The following is an 18,206-nucleotide window of genomic DNA, read 5'->3' as shown; positions in this document are numbered from 1 at the left end:
CCAGCCTCCACCCTGTCCAGCTCGCCGGGGCGGGACGAGTCCGGCAATACCCCGACAGGTCCGGCGAGCCCCTGGCGTGTCACGGTCCACGGGGGAGGTGTGGTGTGTCCACAACAGACACTCTGGTCGTCGCACCGGTCGTCGCGCTGACCGATCGGCTGGCCGTCGACGTCGCCGCCGTGACCAGGGACGCCTACCGGGCCGGGGATCTGGTGCCGGGCCTGCCGGTCGCCGACGGCGCAGGGGAGACCGCGGACAGCGTGCGGGCCGACCTGGCCGCCGGGTACCACCTGTGGACCGCGACGGCCGGTGGACGGATCGTCGGCGCGGTTCGTGCGCACAGCGTGGACTGGGTCGTGCGCCGGCTCGCCGTGTCGCCCGACGCCCGCCGGTTCGGCGTGGGCAAACGGCTGCTGCGAGCGCTCGAAGCCGGCGCGCGTGCGGCCGGAGCGTCACGGGTGGTGCTCGACGCGGTGGTCGAACGCGGCAACCCGGCGTTCTACGCCCGCGCGGGCTACCGGACGGTGCACCACTTTCCCGCCGACGACAAGCCGTTGTCCGAAGTGCACATGGAACTCCTGCTCGGCGAGCCGGTGCGAGTCCGTGACTACCCGGAGTTCGACCCCACGCCGGGAACGGTCCGGTCCTGGTGGTCGGCGGACGGCGGCACGGTGTGCGTCACGTCGCCCGCGCCCGGCGGGATCTCCGCCGAGGTGCGGCGGCATCGTCATCTGGGTGTGTTGCGGGGCGTGGACTGGGCTCCGCTCTCGGACGCCCCGCCGGTGCGGCGCGGATGGCCGCTGCCCGCCGCCCTGATCGGCTCGTTCGCCCAGCCCCGGCTGGACGAGCCGGAGTTCCTGGCGTGGTGGCGGGTAGGGGAATCCCCCGACTGGCCGACCCCTCCACCCGGTGGACAGGCTGCCTGAGTGTGGCCACGGAGCTTCGAGGAGCGCGATGCACGAGAGCACTGAGGAGCGGCTGGGCAAGCTGACAGCCGAGCAGCGTGCCGCACTCGTGGCCGAACTCCGGTCCAGGCGTGCGGCCGAACGCGAGACCGGCCGGATACCCGCAGTGGGCCGGGACGAGCCGTTGCCGTTGTCGTTCGCGCAGCAGCGGTTGTGGTTCATGCACCAGTGGGCGGACGGCAAGCCCATCTACAACACGCCGATGGCCATGCGCCTGCGCGGCGAGCTCGACGTGACCCTGTTGCGGGACGCTGTTTCCGCTCTGGTCGCGCGGCACGAAAGCCTGCGCACGCGCTACGTCAACACACCCGGCGGCCCGCGCCAGATCATCGGCGCGCCCGCCGCGGACCTGCTCACCGTGTCGGACCTGCGGCAGTTCGACGACCGGGAACGCCGGGCGGCCGACCTGCTGATCACGGCCGGGCGCCGCCGGTTCGACCTGGAGCGCGACCCGCTGCTGCGGGCCGACCTCGTGCGGCTGGCGGCCGACGAGCACCTGATCGTCCTCGCCCTGCACCACATCGCCACCGACGCCTGGTCCACCGAGATCCTCACCAGGGAACTGATCGAGCTCTACAGCGCCGCCCGCGAGGGCCGGCCCGCCGTGCTGCCCGATCTGCCGATCCAGTACGCCGACTACGCCGCCTGGCAACACGGCGCTCAGGCCACCGCGGCGCGCGAGTCGTCGATGGAGTACTGGCGAGAGGCCCTGGCAGGCCTGGAGACGCTGCGGTTCCCGGCCGACCGGCCGCGACCGGCCGCTCCGAGCTGGGCGGGCGACACCGTGCACGACGTTCTGCCCGCCCGGTTGCACCGCGAGCTCCAGGCCCTGGGCGGACCCGAACCGACCAGGGTGCTTCCCCTGGCGCTGGCCGCACTGGCCGCGGTGTCGGGCCGGTACACCGGGCAGGACGACATCGTCGCCGGAACGGCGTTCTCCGGCCGCACCCGGCCGGAGCTGGAGCAGCTGATCGGTTACTTCGCCAACACGGTCGTGCTGCGGGTGTCCACCGCGGGCGACCCGAACTTCCGGGAACTGCTGGCACGGGCCAAGGACACCGTCTACTCCGCGCACCCGCACCAGGACGTGCCGTTCGACCAGCTGGTCAACGAGCTGCGGCCGGACCGGGACGCGGGCGCCAACCCGGTGTTCCAGGTGGCGTTGCTGCAGGTCGACGAGCAGCTCAAGGCCGCGCGGATGGGGGACGTGGAGGTCGAGGGCGTCGCGCTGCACACCGGCACCGCGCGCTTCGACATGACCCTCAGCGTCGCCGAGCGGTCCGCCGGAGGTGTCGAGCTGGGCCTGGAGTACGCGACCGAGCTGTTCGACCGCGACCGGATGCAACGCTTCCTGCAGCACACCCGTCAGCTCCTGGAGTCCGCGGTCGCCCGCCCGGACGCCCGTCTGTCCGAACTGGACCTCCTGCCGCTCTCGGAACGCGTCCGGCTGACCGTGCACTGGAACGACACCAAGGCACCGGTCGCCCCGGGGACCGTCGACGAGGCCTTCGACGCCCAGGCCGAACGCACCCCGGACGCGACCGCCGTGGTGAGCGGGGACGACTCGCTGACGTACGCCCAGTTGCAGTGCCGGGCGAACCAGGTCGCGCACCGGTTGATCTCCGTCGGCGTCCGGCCGGGCAGCCTGGTCGGGGTCGCCGTGGGACGGTCGGTGGACACCGTCGCCGCCCTGCTCGGCGTGCTCAAGGCCGGCGCTGCCTACGTGCCACTGGATCCGAAGTACCCGGCCGCACGTCTCGGGTTCGTCCTCGCGGACGCGGCACCGGCGGCGGTCGTCGTCGACGCGGACAGCCGGGCCGCGATGGCCGAGCACGGTGTCACGGTGATCGACGTGGCGGACGTGGACGGCGAACCGGTCACCGCGCCCGAGGTCGCGGTGACGCCGGAGATGCTGTCGTACGTCTGCTACACCTCGGGCTCGACCGGGCAGCCCAAGGGTGTGATGGTCGACCACCGCAAGGTGATCACCCTGTACACCGAGCTGGACCGCCGGATCGGCACCGACCAGCCCGGCGTGTGGCTGGCGGTCAGCAGCATCTCGTTCGACATCTCCGTGGTCGAGCTGCTGTGGACGCTGGCCAGGGGCTTCACCGTCGTGGTCGCCGAGGCGAACACGGACACCATGCTGGGCACCGCGCGGCCGGCGAGGAAGCTCGACTTCGGCCTGTTCTACTTCGCGAGCGACGACTCGAGCGCACCCGGAAGCGAGCGCTACCGCCTCCTGCTGGAAGGCGCGAAGTACGCCGACCGCAACGGTTTCAGCTCGGTCTGGACACCGGAACGGCACTTCCACGCGTTCGGCGGGCTCTACCCGGCGCCCTCGGTCGCGGCGGCGGCACTGGCCGTGGTGACCGACCGGATCTCGATCCGCGCGGGCAGTGTGGTGCTGCCGTTGCACAACCCGGTGCGCGTGGCCGAGGAATGGTCCGTTGTGGACAACCTGTCCGACGGCCGCGTGGGCATGTCGGTCGCGTCCGGCTGGCATCGCAACGACTTCGTGTTCGCGCCGGACAACTACGCCGAACGCAAGAAGATCATGCTGGAGAGCGTCGAGACCGTGCGGTCGTTGTGGCGCGGGGAAAGCGTCCACCTGCCCGCCGGTGAGGGCGCCGACGTCGAGGTCCGCCTCCGGCCGGCTCCCGTGCAGGCCGAGCTGCCGATGTGGCTCAGTGCCGCGGGCAGCCCGGAGACGTTCCGGGCGGCCGGGCACGCCGGGCTCGGCCTGCTGACCCACATGCTCGGCCAGGACCTGGAGGCGCTCGCCGAGAAGATCGCCGTCTACCGGGAGGCCTGGCGGGAACGCCACGGCACCGATGACGGGCACGTGGCGTTGATGCTGCACACGTTCATCGACCCGGACGGCGACCGCGCGCGGAGTGTGGCGCGCGGCCCGTTCATCCAGTACCTGAGCACGTCGCTGGACCTGTTGCGCGGCCTGGCCAAGCAGATGGGCCTGGAGTTCGAGACGCTCGGCGAGGACGACCGGCTGGCGCTGCTGGAGCACGCCGCCGACCGGTACATGGACTCCGGTGGCCTGTTCGGCACGCCGGAGCAGTGCGTGCGGTTCGCGGAGAAGCTGGCCGAACTGGGCGTCGACGAGATCGCCTGCCTGATCGACTTCGGAGTCGCGACCGACGACGTCCTCGCGTCCCTGCCGCACGTCGACACCGTCCGCCGGGCCTTCACCGGCGCCAGGCGGGACGCCGGTCTCGCGGCGCAGATCCGTGCGCACGGCGTGTCCCACCTGCAATGCACCCCCACGCTCGCGGGGCTGCTCGCCGGCGACGCGGACGCGGCGGAAGCCCTGGGGTCGTTGAAGGTGCTGTTCGTCGGCGGTGAGGCGCTGACCGGCGACCTGGCCCGCAGGCTGGGCGAGATCACCTCCGCCGAGCTGCACAACATGTACGGCCCGACGGAGACCACGGTGTGGTCGACCGCGGACCGCGTGGCGGGCGAGGTGACCATCGGCAGGCCATTGGCGAACGAGACCGCCTACGTCCTCGACCGGCGGCTTCAGCCGCAACCCGTTGGCGTGGCAGGGGAGCTGTTCATCGGCGGAGACGGCGTCACGGCCGGATACCACCGCAGGCCCGGCCTCACCGCCGACCGGTTCGTCCCGGATCCCTTCGCCGGTGGTGGCAGGCGCCTCTACCGGACGGGCGACCTGGCCCGGTGGCGTGGTGACGGCAGGCTGGAGTTCCTCGGCCGGGCCGACGACCAGGTCAAGATCCGGGGACATCGGCTGGAGCTCGGCGAGATCGAGGCCGCGCTGCTCGGCCATCCGGCGGTCCGCTCGGCCGCCGTCGCCGCCTGGGGTGAGGCCGGTCGTCAGTACCTCGCGGCCTATCTCGTGCCCGAGGACGGCACGCGGCCGGGCGACGCGGACCTGCGACGGCATCTGCGCGACGTGCTGCCGGAGCACATGGTCCCGGCGCGGTACACGTGGCTGGAGGCGTTCCCCTTGACGCCCAACGGGAAGGTCGACCGCAAGAGGTTGCCCGAACCGGGCGCGGCCGCACCGGAGGTTCGGTACGAGCCGCCCGCCACGCCGGCGGAGGAGATCCTCGCCGAGATCTGGCAGGAGGTGCTCGGCGCGGGACCGGTCGGTGTGCTGACCGGGTTCTTCGACCTCGGTGGCAACTCGATCTCCGTGGTCCTGGTGGTGGACAAGGCGAACCGGCGTGGCGTGCCGGTCACCGCCCGCCAGCTGTTCCAGCACCAGACGATCCGCGAGCTCGCCGGAGTCGTCACCGCCGGGGACGCGTTCGCCGGAGCCGGATCGATCGTGACGCTGAACGAGTCCGGCACGTCGGCACCGTTGATCTGCCTGCACGCGAGCACCGGGTCCTCGTTGCCGTACGTGCCGTTGAGCAAGCACCTGGGCGACCGGCCGTGCTACGCCATCGAGCTGCCCGAGGACGCCCGGCGGGACGTGCCGGAACTGGCGCGCCGGTACGCGGCGGTGATCCGGCAGCGGTGGCCGGAAGGCCCGTACCACCTCGTCGGGTGGTCGCTGGGCGGGAGTCTGGCCGTGGCGGTCGCCGCCGAGCTCGGTGACGTCCGGCTGCTCGCCCTGCTCGACACGGTCGCGCCCGAGGTCCCTGGCGTCCCGGTTCCGCTGCCGCTCGCGGTGGACGGTTTCGTGCGCAGCGTGGCCGGGGCGTCGGGCCTCGACGTGACGCTGGACGTCTCCGAGCTGAGCGCTCTCGAACCCGGCGCCCAGTACGAGAAGGCGCTGGGCTCCCTGGCGGAGGCCGGGTTGCTGCCGGACGGGCAACGCGACGAGATGCTGGCCAGAGCGAAGACGTTCGTGGACCTGACCACGGCCGTGTCGGTGTGGCAGCCCGAACGCCACCGCGGTGTCGTGGACCTCCTGGTCCCTGGTGACTCCAGCACCACTGCGGCGGGCTGGGAGTCCTTTGTGGACGGCGAGGTCCGGGTCACGGCCGTGCGGGGCGACCACTTCAGCATGATGCAGCCCGCCAACGCCAGTGAGCTGGCCGCGGTCCTGCGCTCGCTGGCAGTACTGCGTGAAACCGAGATGGAGGTTGGAAATGCGTGATGAGGACGAGGACGACATCCGCTACACCGTGGTGGTCAACCACGAGGAGCAGTACTCGATCTGGCCGACGTACCGCGAGGTGCCGTCGGGGTGGCGCGAGGTCGGCGTGACTGGGACCAAGAGCGAGTGCCTCGCGCACGTCGAGACCGTCTGGACGGACATGCGGCCGTTGAGCCTGCGTCGCGCGATGGGTGCGTAGTGGCCGTCACGGAGGACTACGTGCTGTCGCACCTGGACGCGGTCGAAGCCGAGGCGGTGCACGTCCTGCGCGAGGTGGTCGCGACCGTCGAGCGGCCGGCACTGCTGTTCTCCGGCGGCAAGGACTCCATGGTGATGCTGCACGTGGCGGCGAAGGCGTTCTGGCCGGCGCCGGTGCCGTTCCCCCTGGTGCACATCGACACCGGGCACAACTTCGACGAGGTGATCGAGTTCCGCGACCAGGTCGTGCGCCGGACCGGCGTGCGGCTGGTCGTGGGCAGGGTCCAGGACGACATCGACGCGGGCCGCGTGACCGAGGATCCCAGTGGCCGCAACCGACTGCAGACCACGACCCTGCTGCGGACCATCGCGGAACACAGGTTCGGCGCGGTGTTCGGCGGTGCCCGCCGCGACGAGGAGAAGGCCAGGGCCAAGGAACGCGTCTTCAGCCTGCGTGACGACCACGGCCAGTGGGATCCGCGAAACCAGCGGCCCGAGCTGTGGAACCTCTACAACGGCCACCACCGCAAGGGCGAGCACCTGCGGGTGTTCCCGCTGTCGAACTGGACCGAGCTGGACATCTGGTCCTACATCGCCCGTGAGGGCATGGACCTGCCGTCGATCTACTACGCCCACCGCCGCACGGTGGTCGAGCGCGACGGGATGCTGCTGGCGCAGACCAGGTTCCTGCAGCCGGTGCCGGGAGACGAACCGTACGAGGCCACCGTCCGCTTCCGCACGGTCGGCGACGCCACCTGCACCGGTTGCGTGGAGTCCACAGCGGACACACCGGCCGCGGTGGTCGCGGAGACCGAGGTCACCCGCGTGACCGAACGCGGCGCGACCAGGGCCGACGACCGGATCTCCGAAGCAGGCATGGAGGACCGCAAACGGGAAGGGTACTTCTGATGGAGCCCCAGCTGCTGCGGCTGGCCACGGCGGGCAGTGTGGACGACGGCAAGTCGACGCTGATCGGACGGCTGCTCTACGACGCGAAAGCGATCTTCGCCGACCAGCTGGCGTCGATCGAGCGCGCCAGCGAGGTCCGCGGCACGGCCGTGGACCTGGCGTTGCTGACCGACGGACTGCGCGCCGAACGCGAGCAGGGCATCACCATCGACGTGGCCTACCGACACTTCGCCACGCCACGGCGCCGGTTCATCATCGCCGACACCCCCGGTCATCTGCAGTACACCCGCAACATGGTCACCGGCGCCTCCACCGCGGACCTCGCGCTGGTCCTGGTGGACGCGCGCAAGGGCCTTCTCGAGCAGTCCCGCAGGCATGCGTTCGTCGCGAGCCTGCTGGGCATCCCGCACTTGGTCGTGTGCGTGAACAAGATGGACCTGGTGGACTGGTCGGCCGACCGGTTCGCCGAGATCCGCGCGGAGTTCGAGCAGTTCGCGTCCAGGCTCGACGTCGCTGACGTCACGTTCATCCCGATCTCGGCGTTGCACGGGGACAACGTCGTGCACCGAGGCACCCAGATGCCCTGGTACGAGGGCACTCCGCTGCTGCACCACCTGGAGAACGTGCACATCGCGTCCGACCGCAACCTCGTCGACGCCCGGCTGCCGGTGCAGTACGTGGTGCGCCACGGTGACTTCCGCGGCTACGCGGGCACCATCGGTGGTGGCACCTTCCGGCCGGGCGACGAGGTCGTCGTCCTGCCGTCCGGCGTCACCTCGACGATCTCGGCTATCCACCGGCCCGGCGGCGGATCGTCGCCGTACGCGTTCGCGCCCCAGGCGGTGACCGTGCGGCTGGCCGACGACGTGGACGTGCGCCGTGGTGACCTGATCTGCAAGCCCGGCAACCGGCCCGAGATCGGCAGGGACGTCGAGGCCATGGTCTGCTGGCTCGGCGACCGGTCCTCGCTCACACCTGGATCGCGGTTGCTCGTCCAGCACACCACGCGCGAGGTTCGCGCGACGGTGCGGACCTTGCGCTATCGGCTGGACATCACCACCCTGCACCGTGACGAGTCCGCGGAGTCGTTGTCGCTCAACGAGATCGGGCGCATCACGCTGCACACCCACGCACCGCTGGCCTACGACGTGTACCGGCACAACCGCGCGACCGGCGGCTTCGTGCTCATCGACGAGGCCACGAACGACACCGTCGGTGCCGGGATGATTCTGCGTCCCGCGGCGCCTTCCGTCGTCTGGCACCGGACCGAGGTGACTCGCGCGACGCCGGGCTGCACGGTGTGGCTGACCGGACTGTCGGCCGCGGGCAAGTCCACGATCGCCGCGGAGGTCGAGCGCCTGCTGATCGAGGCGGGCCGGCCCGCCTACCTGCTGGACGGCGACAACCTGCGGCACGGCCTGAACTCGGACCTGGGCTTCAGCGCCGAGGACAGGGCGGAGAACGTCCGCCGGGTCGGCGAGGTGGCCCGGCTGTTCGCCGACGCCGGAGTGGTCGCGATCGTCGCGTTGATCAGTCCATATCGGACGGACCGCGACCGGGTGCGGGCCAGGCACGACGAGACCGGGCTGGCGTTCCGGGAAGTGCACGTCGACACGCCTCTCGAGGTGTGCGAGTCGCGTGACCCCAAGGGGATGTACGCGCGGGCCCGCCGAGGCGAGATCACGGGGTTCACCGGCGTGGACGACCCGTACGAGCGGCCGGAGCGCCCGGAACTGGTGCTGCGGCCGGGCGACGGGGACGTCCAGGCGCTCGCCGCCCGCGTGGTGGACCTGCTCAGCTGACGAGGAAGGACGCACATCCATGTCGTTCGCCAACGATCCGGTGCCGCTGCTGCGGGATCTGATCAGGATCGACACCACCAACCCGCCCGGCGCGGAGACCGCCGTCGTCGACCACCTGCGGCGGCTGCTCGCCGGTACCGACGTGGACATCAGGGTGCTCGGCCCGGATCCGGAGCGGCTGAACCTGGTCGCGCGGTTCCCCGGCCGCGGTGAGGCGCCCCCGCTGTTGCTGCACGCGCACTCCGACGTCGTGCCGGTGGACGGCCAGCAGTGGACGCATCCGCCGTTCGAGGCGCGGGTCGTCGACGGGCACGTCTGGGGGCGTGGCGCGATCGACATGAAGGGCGGCATCGCGATGATGCTGTCCGCCCTGTCGCGGCTGGCGGCCGCGGGGGAGCGCCCGGCGGGTGACGTCGTGCTGGCCGTGGTGGCCGACGAGGAAGCGGGCAGCGCGGTCGGCGCGCGCTATCTCGTGAACGAACACCCGGAGCTGTTCGACGGCGTGGAGTACGCGATCGGCGAGGAGGGCGGTGCGGGCATCGACCTGACCGGCCACCGGTTCCACCCGATCGTCGTGGCGGAGAAGCGTGCCTGCTGGCTGCGCGTGACCCTGCGCGGACCGGGCGGCCACGGCTCCCGGCTCACGCCACCGGACTCGCCGATGGCGCGGCTGGGACGGCTGCTCACCGCGCTGACCGGGACCCGGATGCCGCGTCACCAGACCTCGGCCGCGGACCGCATGCTGGAGGTGCTCGCCGGCGCGCTGCCGGCACCGCTCTCGGAGCACGTGGCGCGCTACCGGGAGGACCAGGCGGGCGACCCTCGCCCCGACGGGCTTCCGCTGCGGGAGGCCCTGCGGCTGGACTCGGTGCTGCGGCACACCGCGAACCCCACGATCGTCCGGACGACCGAGAAGATCAACGTCGTGCCGAGCGAGATCACCGTCGACCTGGACGGCCGCATCCTGCCCGGCGGCTACACCGTCGAGGACTTCGTCGGTGAGCTGCGAACCCTCGTCGGCGAGGACTTCGAGCACGAACTGCTGCTGGAGGGCTCGATGGTCCGGCCGGAGCGGATCAGGCAACCGGAGTTCGGCGGCTTCTACGACACCATGGCCGAGATCCTCGCCAAGGCCGACTCCGACGCGATCCCGCTGCCCATGGTCTCGCCGGCCTCGACCGACGCCCGGTTGTTCGCCCAGCTCGGCATCCGTTGCTACGGCTGGCTTCCGCTGAAACTGCCGGCGGGGACCGACTACCGCGGCCTGCTGCACACGGTGGACGAGCGCGTCCCCCTCGACGCGCTGGAGTTCGGCACGAGCTGCCTCACGGAACTCCTGCGCTCCTATCGTTAGCGCGAGGTCAGTCCAGTTCGCGGATCGTGCGGACCGGCCGGCTGGCCGCGGGGATCGCGGAGATCAGCAACAGGATCGGCGTGACGAACAACGTGGTTCGCGCGCCGATCCCGTCGACCAGGAATCCCGCGGCCACGGAACCCAGTGACAGCATGCCGAACGCGAACAGCCGGTAGCTGGCGTTCATCCGCGCGAGCAGCTCGGTCGGTGTGGTCTTCTGCCGCACGGTCACCGCGACCACGGTCCCGCCCGCGGCACCGGCCGAGCCGAGGAAGTAGGCGAGGCCGCCCAGAACCACGTCCGCCTGACCGCCGCCGGCCAGGGGCAGCAGGAAGTACGACCACGTGGAGAACACGAGCACGACCAGCATCGAGCGCCCGTACCCGAGTCGCTTGATCAGGGCGGGGGCGCCCAGCGCGCCGGAGATGCCGCCGAGCCCGCCGAACACCATGATCAGGCCGTACGCCGCCGAACTGTGCCCGAGGTCGCGCACGAAGTAGATCAGGAACGCCACGGTCGTCATCGCGGTGGCGGCGTTGTAGATCCCCGCGTGGACGGCGAGCGCCCGGACCGGCGGGTTGTGCAGCACCGCCCGGAGCCCTTCGACCAGCTCGTGCCGGAGGTCGCGCCGCGGCCGGGAAGGGACCTGTTCGCGATGGCGGATCAGCAGCAACGCGTTCGCCGAGGCCAGGTACGACAACCCGTCGAACACGAGCGTCGCGGCCGGGCCGAACAGGCCGCTGAGCCAGCCGGCGAGGCCGGGCCCGCCGGTCGCGCTGGCGGCCTGGCCCGCCATGACCTTGCTGTTGGCCGACGCGAGCTGCTCGCCCTCGACGAGCACCGGCAGGTAGCTGGTCGCCGCGATGTCGTAGACGACCGTCATCGTGCCGCCGAGCACCGCGATCACGTAGAGCAGGGGCAAGGTCAGCCCGCCGAACAGGGCCAGCACCGGCACGGCCATGACCAGCACGAACCGCACGAGGTCCGTGGCGATCATCACGGGCCGCTTGGCCCGCCGCTCCAGCCAGACACCCGCCAGCAGCGGCAACAGGAAGAACGGGCACAGGTACAGGCCCTGCAACAGGCCGACCTGCGTGCCGGATCCGTCCAAAGTGGTCACGACGAGCAGCGGCAGCACGAACTCGGTGATCCGGGAGCCGAACTGCGACACCACGTCGCCGGTCCAGAACCGGCGGAAGTCGGGTCCGGACCTGGGGCGCACGGCGGCGTCGGTAACCACTTCGCGAGCGTGGCACCTGCGCGTACGCGGGTTAAGTCAGGAGAACCCCTCTCTTTGCCCGGCGCGCGAACGTGGCGATGCTCCACGAGTGGTAGATGTGTCGAGCACCCCGGGCACCGTGACCGACGCCGTCCCGCAGGCACGGCCGAGATCGAAGTGGCCGCGCCGATTGCGCGTCACGGCGTGGTGTGTCGTGGTGCTCCTGGTCGTGGTGCTGTCCGCGGTCAGCCTGTTCGTCACCTGGACCGTCCGGAACTCGTTCCCGGTCACCGACGGCGAACTGGCCGTACCGGGCCTGCAGGCGCCGGTCGAGGTGTTGCGCGACCAGTACGGCGTGCCACAGGTCTACGCGGACAACCCGCACGACCTGTTCCTGGCGCAGGGGTACACGCACGCGCAGGACCGCTTCTGGGAGATGGACATCCGTCGCCACATCACGGCCGGGCGTCTCGCCGAGCTGTTCGGCGAGGACCAGGTGGCCACCGACGCGACGGTGCGGACGATGGGCTGGCGCCGGGTCGCCGAGCAGGAGTACGGGATGCTCTCGGCGAGCACGCGCGACCACCTGCAGGCTTACGCCGAGGGCGTGAACGCCTATCTGGCCGAGCACACGGGTTCGGAGCTGAGCGCGGAGTACGCGATCCTGGGGCTGCTCACACCGGGGTACACGCCGGAGAAGTGGTCTCCGGTCGACTCGGTGTCCTGGCTCAAGGCGATGGCGTGGGACCTCAGCGGCACGATCACGTACCAGGCCAGGCACGCGATGCTGTCCGCCAGCCTGCCGGCGGACACCGTGGCGAGGCTCTTCCCGGAGTACGACTTCGGCCGCTGGGAACCCAGCGTGCCGGCCGACCCGGACGCGACCGTGCCGCAGAGCGCCGGACGTGACGAGAAGGCGGGCATTGCGGCGGCCGTGGCCGGCGTGGCCGACGCCGCCGGCACCCTCGACGGCGTTCTCGGGCCGCGCGGCAAGGGCATCGGGTCGAACGCCTGGGTGGTGTCCGGCAAGCTCACCACGTCCGGAAAACCGTTGCTGGCCAACGATCCCCACCTCGGGCCGCAGATGCCGAGCATCTGGTACCAGATGGGTCTGCACTGCCGCTCGGTCGGCAAGGACTGCCCGTTCGACGTCAGCGGCTTCACCTTCTCCGGCATGCCCGGCGTGATCATCGGGCACAACCGCGACATCTCCTGGGGGCTGACGAACCTCGACCCGGCGGTCGTCGACCTCTACCTGGAACGCGTCAGCGACGGCACCTACGAGTACGACGGCGAGCGCAAGCCCCTGGAGACCCGGCAGGAGGTCATCAAGGTCTCCGGCGGTGAATCCCGGACGATCACGGTCAGATCGACCGGGCACGGCCCGCTGATGTCCGACGTCATGGACCGGCTGAAGGCAGTCGGCACGCAGGGCCGTGAACCCGGAGTCGAGTCCGGTGAGTACGCGGTGGCGCTCAAGTGGACCGCGTTGCAGCCGTCCCGGACCGTCGACGCGGTGTTCGGGCTGGCCACCGCCCACGACTGGAACTCGTTCCGCGAGGCCGCGTCCCTGTTCGCCGCGCCGTCGCAGAACATGCTCTACGCCGACGCCGCGGGGCACATCGGCTTCCAGGTGCCCGGTCAGATCCCGATCCGCAAACAGGGCGACGGGCGCTTCCCGGTGCCCGGCTGGACCAGCGCTTCGGAGTGGAGCGGGTACATCCCGTTCGAGAAGCTGCCCAGCGCGCTGGATCCGGCCAGCGGGTACTTCGTGAACGCGAACAACGCGGTGACCGACCCGTCGTACCCGTACCTGATCACCAAGGACTGGGGTGACGGCAACCGCAGCCAGCGGATCACCGACCTGATCAAGCAGGGCGGCAAGCTGGACGCGGCGGCGATGCAGCGGATCCAGCTCGACACCCGCAACGCCAACGCGGCCAACCTCACCCCGCACCTGCTCAAGGCGACCGTCGAGGGAGACACGGCCAAGGCGCAGGACCTGTTGCGCGGCTGGGACTACACGCAACCGGCCGACTCCGCCCCGGCCGCCTACTTCAACGCCGTGTGGCGAAACCTGTTGCAGCTGATGTTCCTGGACAAGCTCACGAACGCCGCGCCCAAGGTCGACGTGGACGGCGGCGGCCAGTGGTTCGAGGTGGTGCGCACCCTGCTGGAGCACCCGGACGACGACTTCTGGCACAACACCCAGCGCGGCGTGAACGGCAGGGACGCCATGTTGAGCACGGCCATGAACGACGCGAACAAGGAGCTTCGCGAGCGGCTCGGCGACGATCCGGCAGCGTGGAAGTGGGGCGACCTGCACCAGTTGACCGTGCGGGAACAGACGCTGGGCTCCGGTCCCGCGCCGATCCAGTGGCTGCTCAACCGCGGTCCGGAGGGTGTCGCCGGCGGGCCCGCCACGGTGAACGCGACGGGCTGGAACGCCAAGAAGACCTACGAGGTGAACTGGGTGCCGTCCATGCGGATGGTCGTGGACTGGGCCGACCCGGACGCGTCCCGGTGGATCAACCTCACCGGCGCGTCCGGCCACGCCTTCGCCGACCACTACGACGACCAGCTGCCGTTGTGGCGGCGCGGTGAGACGACCGCGTGGCCGTTCAGCCGGGACGCCGTGACAGCCGCGGCGAAACAGCACCTCACCCTGAAACCGGCCTGAGCCTCGTGGGACGGTGTACGTGCACAGGGATGTCTGACGGAGAAGGGCTTTGTGCATGACGAGCAGGTTGGAATGGACCACCATCGACAGCGTGGACCCGCGGCGGCTGGCCGATTTCTGGTGCGGCGTCCTGGGATACGTCCTCTACGAGGACAAGAACGGTGAGGTGGTCGAGATCGGGCCCGATCCGGAGGCGTCGGACGAGGAACGTCTCGCCGACCTGCGTGGTGGTCCCACCGTGGCCAGCCTCGCGTTCGTCCGCGTGCCGGAAGCCAAGGGCGGCACCAAGAACCGGATCCACTTCGAGATCACCCCGATCGACAGCGACCAGGGGACCGAACTGGACCGGCTGCTCGCGCTCGGTGCGTCCAAAGTGGACGTGGGACAGGGTGGCGGCCGGTCCTGGGTCGTGCTGGCCGACCCGGAGGGCAACGAGTTCTGCCTGGCCCGCAGCCTCGCGCCGGGCGAGTTCGAGTTCTAGTGCGGTGACCGGCGGCGGCACCCTGTCGGGAACGTCACCGACTTGTCGAGGTACCCGGACCGGGTGAATCTCGATCTGTGACGGAATGGCTGCGGTACTTCTCGCCACCGGGGCGGGCAAAGGCGAGGTTGTTGTGCTTACCGCCCGGTGGCGGGTCCGCGCAGCTCTACCAGCGGTGGCCCGCGAGCCTGGGCCCCGACGTCGAGGTCGTCGCGGTCGAGCTGCCCGGTCGCGGCAGCCGGAGCCTGCAGCCTCTGGTGACGGACATGGCCTCGCTGGTGTCGGCCCTGGTCACCGAGACGGCCGGGCTCGACGACCTGCCGCTCGTGGTGTTCGGCCACAGCATGGGCGGTCTCGTCGGCTGGGAACTCTGCCGCAGGCTGCCACGACCGCCGCAGGGCCTGATCGTGGCCGCCGCCGCGGCGCCCACCCGGCTGCGTTCTCCGAGATGGCGCAGCGAGACCACGGACGAAGGCCTGCGCGAGCTGATCACCCGCTCCGAGGGCCTTCCCAGCCAGGCCCCGCTCGACCCGCTGTTCCTGGAGTACTTCCTGCCGGTCCTCCGCGCGGACCTCACGCTGGCCAACACCTTCGAACCGGAACCTTTGCGACCGTTGCGATGCCCGTTGCGGGTGTACCGGGGTGCTGCGGATCCGCTGGTGGGTGACGAGGAAGCGGACGCGTGGCTGGCGGAGACCGAGGGCGACGCTCGTGTCCACGTCTTCGACGGCGGCCATTTCTTCCCCCGCGACAACCCCAGGGCGATGCTCGCGCAGCTGCGCGCGGATGTCCTGGCGGCTGTGGAGGTGCCGTCGCTGTGACGTTCGCGGCACCTTCCGCAGCAGTGTCCGGGGAGTCCCACCGCGCCCGGATCCGGGCCGACCACCAAGGAGGGCCAGTGCCCGAGAACGTTCGCACATCCGGGCTCGCCACGGCGGACCTCGTCGCGGGCCTGGCCGGCGACGGCTTCGCCCGGCTGTCCGGCCAGGACTTCGCGGTCGACACCGGCGGCGCCGCGTTCCGGGACTTCCGCGCCGGGTGGGAGGACCTCGTCCTCGACGGCGCGCTGGTCGACGGCGGCAGCTACCGGTACCGCCGGTACGGCAGGCTGGCCGCCGTGCCCTCCGGTGCGGGCTTCGAGCTGACGCCGTTGCCGCACAAGACGTTCCGCCAGGACGGCATCCCGATGTGGCGGTCGAACGACCGCCTGTTCTCCCCGATCGAGCCGGCGTTCCTGGACGACCCCTGCCTGCGCGAGCTCATCACGACCGACCTCTCACTCGCCGCGCAGGTGCGACCTGGTCCGGAATGGACGGTGGGGCTGCACATGATCCGGATCGTGGCCGTGGCGGGCGAACCGGGACTGCCCACACCCGAGGGACGGCATCGCGACGGGCACTCGTTCGTCGGCATGCACCTGGTGCGCCGGGAGAACAGCGCGGGCGGGGAGTCGGCGATCTACCGCGACGGCCTGCCGGACGTCCGCTTCACCCTGCGGGATCCGCTCGAGTCCGTGCTGGTCGACGACACGGCCATCTGGCACGAGGCGTCGCCGATCTCGATCCTGGACCCGGCCGGTGGGCGCACCGTGCGGGACATGCTCCTCGTCGACGTCAATCCGGCATGACCGCCGCCCAGCTCACGTTCAGCCCGTGCGACCTCCCGCTGGACGGCAGGCTCCTCGAGGTCGTGCCCGGTCGGTACGACTGGATCCACCTCGACCTGTCGGACGCGGTCGTGGAAGCGACTGTGTGGCTGCACTACCGCGACGCCGTCGACCCGGAGTTCCTGCGCGCGCGGCCCGGCACGCCGATCGCCAGGATCGGGGTGCCCCGGCGCGCCGAGCTGCTCGCCGTGGAACTGCCGGTGCTGCCGGGCGTCCGTCTGGTGGGGACAGCGCTGACGTGATGCGACCGATCTCCCTCGTGCCGCACCTGAACAACACCGGGCTGACCGATGCGGACGGTCTCGGCGGCGGCGGTTTCAACATCTGGGGCAACACCTTCCCCGCGGACGAGCTCCCGCCCGCCGGAGGCACGGCGGTCGTCGGCGAGGTGCCGTTCCTGTTCCCGGTCGCCGGCGTGGACAACGTCCGTTGCCGCGGCCAGCGCGTCGAGATCCCGCCGGGCAGCTGGGACTGGGTGCACGTGCTCGGCGCCGCCGAACGCCGGACCGAGGACCTGCTGGAGGTCTGCTACGCGGACGGCTCGGTGCGCGGGCAGTGGCTGCGGATGTCCGACTTCTGGCCGCAGACCGAGTCCCGGTTCGGCGAGGTGCTCGCGTTCCGCTGCCGGCGGATGCACTATCCCCGGCACGTGCAACGGACGATGTCACCCAGCATCTGGGCGCAACGCGTCCCGCTGACGGTCCCTTCGGACGTCGTCGCTCTGGTCCTGCCGCACAACCCGGCGTTGCACGTGTTCGCCCTCACTTTGCAGGCGGCTCGATGAAAGTCTCGCTCCCCGGCGTCTCGCACTGGCGTCACGACCTAGGTCACTGCCTGCACGCCACCGCGGGGGTGATGCTCGGCTTCCACGGCGCGGACCCGCTGGACCTTCTCGGCGCGGCATGGGGTTTCGACTACCGCGGCGGCGACATGCGTCGCGAGGAGTACTACTTCCCCTGCTGGCAGGGATCGTTGTTCGCGAGCCTCGCGCCGTACCACGAAGTCGCCTCCACGTGGCACACGCCGTCCTCGCCCGAACAGGGCTGGGAGGAGGTCCGCGCGCGGTTGCTGGAGGGCACACCCGTCGCTGTGGCGGCGGACAACTACTTCCTGCCGTTCCGCCCGGCCTACCAGGACGTGCACACCAACCACCTGCTCGTGGTGTACGGGTTCGACGACGCCCGCGGCACGGTGTCGGTGTGCGACCCGGTGCCGCCCCGGTTCCGGGGCGAGATCACGATCGAGGAGCTGACCGCGGCCCGCGACTCGGCCAACCCGATCCGGCACAGCCGCGACATGTTCTTCACCGCCAACCCCATCGGCAACCGCTGGCTGGACGTGACGGTGTCAGGCCACCGGGGTCCCGCGTCCCGCGACCACCTCCGCGAGATCATGACGGCGAACCTGACCGGGTGGGAAGGCGTCGCCGACGGTTCGTCCGACCACCGCGGTCTCCCCGGCCTGGAACGCTTCCTGCGCGAGGCGGCCGCCCGTCTCGCCGACGGTGACACGTCGGTCGTGGACGAGGTGTTCGTCGTGGCCGGTGTCGCGCTCGCCGTGACCGGTCTGCACGGCGACTACCTGGCCGCGGCCGCTCGCCGTCTCGACGAGCCCGGGTTGCTCAAGGTCGCCCGCGAGGTCGACCGGGTCGCCCACCACTGGTCCGCCGTCCGCATCATCGTCGCCTCCGGCCGCGACGACCCGGCCACCGCGGGCCGCGGCCTGACCGGCCGCACGACCGCGTTGCTCGCGGACCAACTGGCCACAGTGGACCGAATGGCCAAAGCGGTCGCGTCGATCTGACACCGGGAGTCGGGAGAATCCCCGTCTTCCCAGCACGGCCGCGCGC

General features: G+C 71.0%; 14 protein-coding genes. 13 read left to right on the top strand and 1 reads right to left on the bottom strand.

From position 1 onward, the window contains the following. The first annotated feature begins 104 nt into the window (after positions 1-104). The 6 genes from ACH413_RS07560 to ACH413_RS07535 are packed head-to-tail and all read left to right on the top strand — an operon-like array spanning position 105 to position 10,311. Entirely contained in the window at positions 105-926 is an 822-nt protein-coding gene (locus tag ACH413_RS07560) for a GNAT family N-acetyltransferase (protein ID WP_360033698.1), read from the top strand. A gap of 28 nt (positions 927-954) precedes the next feature. Then, positions 955-6,048 (top strand): MupA/Atu3671 family FMN-dependent luciferase-like monooxygenase, encoded by a 5,094-nt coding sequence (locus tag ACH413_RS07555; protein ID WP_360033701.1) that lies wholly within the window; start codon positions 955-957, stop codon positions 6,046-6,048. Continuing rightward, a complete protein-coding gene (locus ACH413_RS07550; RefSeq protein ID WP_360033704.1) occupies positions 6,041-6,247 on the top strand; it encodes an MbtH family NRPS accessory protein in 207 nt (68 codons plus the stop codon). Before ACH413_RS07555 ends, ACH413_RS07550 begins: the two co-directional genes overlap by 8 nt. Further along, positions 6,247-7,155, top strand: coding sequence for a sulfate adenylyltransferase subunit CysD (gene cysD / locus ACH413_RS07545; RefSeq protein WP_360033707.1), 909 nt, complete (start codon positions 6,247-6,249; stop codon positions 7,153-7,155). The genes ACH413_RS07550 and cysD overlap by 1 nt, the downstream gene beginning before the upstream one ends. Then, positions 7,155-8,957 carry an adenylyl-sulfate kinase gene (gene cysC / locus ACH413_RS07540; RefSeq protein ID WP_360033710.1) on the top strand — a complete coding sequence of 601 codons (1,803 nt, stop codon included), beginning with the start codon at positions 7,155-7,157 and terminating at the stop codon, positions 8,955-8,957. The genes cysD and cysC overlap by 1 nt, the downstream gene beginning before the upstream one ends. Before the next feature lie 19 nt (positions 8,958-8,976). Beyond that, positions 8,977-10,311, top strand: a complete 1,335-nt coding sequence (locus tag ACH413_RS07535) for a M20/M25/M40 family metallo-hydrolase (RefSeq protein WP_360033712.1) — start codon at positions 8,977-8,979, stop codon at positions 10,309-10,311. A gap of 7 nt (positions 10,312-10,318) precedes the next feature. Here ACH413_RS07535 and ACH413_RS07530 read toward each other — a convergent pair whose 3' ends face one another. Next, the gene (locus tag ACH413_RS07530) at positions 10,319-11,551 is read right to left on the bottom strand and encodes an MFS transporter (RefSeq protein WP_360033715.1); all 1,233 of its coding nucleotides are present in this window, start codon (positions 11,549-11,551) and stop codon (positions 10,319-10,321) included. Between the two features lie 118 nt (positions 11,552-11,669). Here ACH413_RS07530 and ACH413_RS07525 point away from each other — a divergent pair, with 118 nt between their 5' ends. From ACH413_RS07525 to ACH413_RS07495, 7 genes are all read left to right on the top strand, one after another. Next, positions 11,670-14,210 carry a penicillin acylase family protein gene (locus ACH413_RS07525; RefSeq protein WP_360033718.1) on the top strand — a complete coding sequence of 847 codons (2,541 nt, stop codon included), beginning with the start codon at positions 11,670-11,672 and terminating at the stop codon, positions 14,208-14,210. A gap of 55 nt (positions 14,211-14,265) precedes the next feature. Further along, positions 14,266-14,691 (top strand): VOC family protein, encoded by a 426-nt coding sequence (locus ACH413_RS07520; RefSeq protein ID WP_360033721.1) that lies wholly within the window; start codon positions 14,266-14,268, stop codon positions 14,689-14,691. Positions 14,692-14,768: 77 nt separating this feature from the next. Beyond that, the gene (locus ACH413_RS07515; protein WP_360033723.1) at positions 14,769-15,512 is read left to right on the top strand and encodes an alpha/beta fold hydrolase; all 744 of its coding nucleotides are present in this window, start codon (positions 14,769-14,771) and stop codon (positions 15,510-15,512) included. Between the two features lie 77 nt (positions 15,513-15,589). Further along, entirely contained in the window at positions 15,590-16,318 is a 729-nt protein-coding gene (locus ACH413_RS07510) for a 2OG-Fe dioxygenase family protein (RefSeq protein ID WP_360033726.1), read from the top strand. Further along, positions 16,315-16,599 carry a hypothetical protein gene (locus tag ACH413_RS07505; RefSeq protein WP_360033727.1) on the top strand — a complete coding sequence of 95 codons (285 nt, stop codon included), beginning with the start codon at positions 16,315-16,317 and terminating at the stop codon, positions 16,597-16,599. Before ACH413_RS07510 ends, ACH413_RS07505 begins: the two co-directional genes overlap by 4 nt. Next, a complete protein-coding gene (locus ACH413_RS07500) occupies positions 16,599-17,141 on the top strand; it encodes a hypothetical protein (RefSeq protein WP_360033730.1) in 543 nt (180 codons plus the stop codon). The genes ACH413_RS07505 and ACH413_RS07500 overlap by 1 nt, the downstream gene beginning before the upstream one ends. Continuing rightward, positions 17,138-18,160, top strand: coding sequence for a BtrH N-terminal domain-containing protein (locus tag ACH413_RS07495; protein ID WP_360033733.1), 1,023 nt, complete (start codon positions 17,138-17,140; stop codon positions 18,158-18,160). Before ACH413_RS07500 ends, ACH413_RS07495 begins: the two co-directional genes overlap by 4 nt. Positions 18,161-18,206 lie beyond the last annotated feature (46 nt).

The sequence above is a fragment of the Lentzea sp. NPDC020367 genome, assembly GCF_044387305.1.
Classification (GTDB): domain Bacteria; phylum Actinomycetota; class Actinomycetes; order Mycobacteriales; family Pseudonocardiaceae; genus Lentzea.
This window is presented reverse-complemented; position numbering and strand designations above follow the sequence as displayed.

Coding starts and splice junctions, on each gene's coding strand:
- ACH413_RS07535 (WP_360033712.1), top strand. CDS start 8,977: ATGTCGTTCGCCAACGATCCGGTGCCGCTGCTGCGGGATCTGATCAGG.
- ACH413_RS07500 (WP_360033730.1), top strand. CDS start 16,599: ATGCGACCGATCTCCCTCGTGCCGCACCTGAACAACACCGGGCTGACC.
- ACH413_RS07550 (WP_360033704.1), top strand. CDS start 6,041: ATGCGTGATGAGGACGAGGACGACATCCGCTACACCGTGGTGGTCAAC.
- cysC (WP_360033710.1), top strand. CDS start 7,155: ATGGAGCCCCAGCTGCTGCGGCTGGCCACGGCGGGCAGTGTGGACGAC.
- ACH413_RS07495 (WP_360033733.1), top strand. CDS start 17,138: ATGAAAGTCTCGCTCCCCGGCGTCTCGCACTGGCGTCACGACCTAGGT.
- ACH413_RS07520 (WP_360033721.1), top strand. CDS start 14,266: ATGACGAGCAGGTTGGAATGGACCACCATCGACAGCGTGGACCCGCGG.
- ACH413_RS07505 (WP_360033727.1), top strand. CDS start 16,315: ATGACCGCCGCCCAGCTCACGTTCAGCCCGTGCGACCTCCCGCTGGAC.
- ACH413_RS07555 (WP_360033701.1), top strand. CDS start 955: ATGCACGAGAGCACTGAGGAGCGGCTGGGCAAGCTGACAGCCGAGCAG.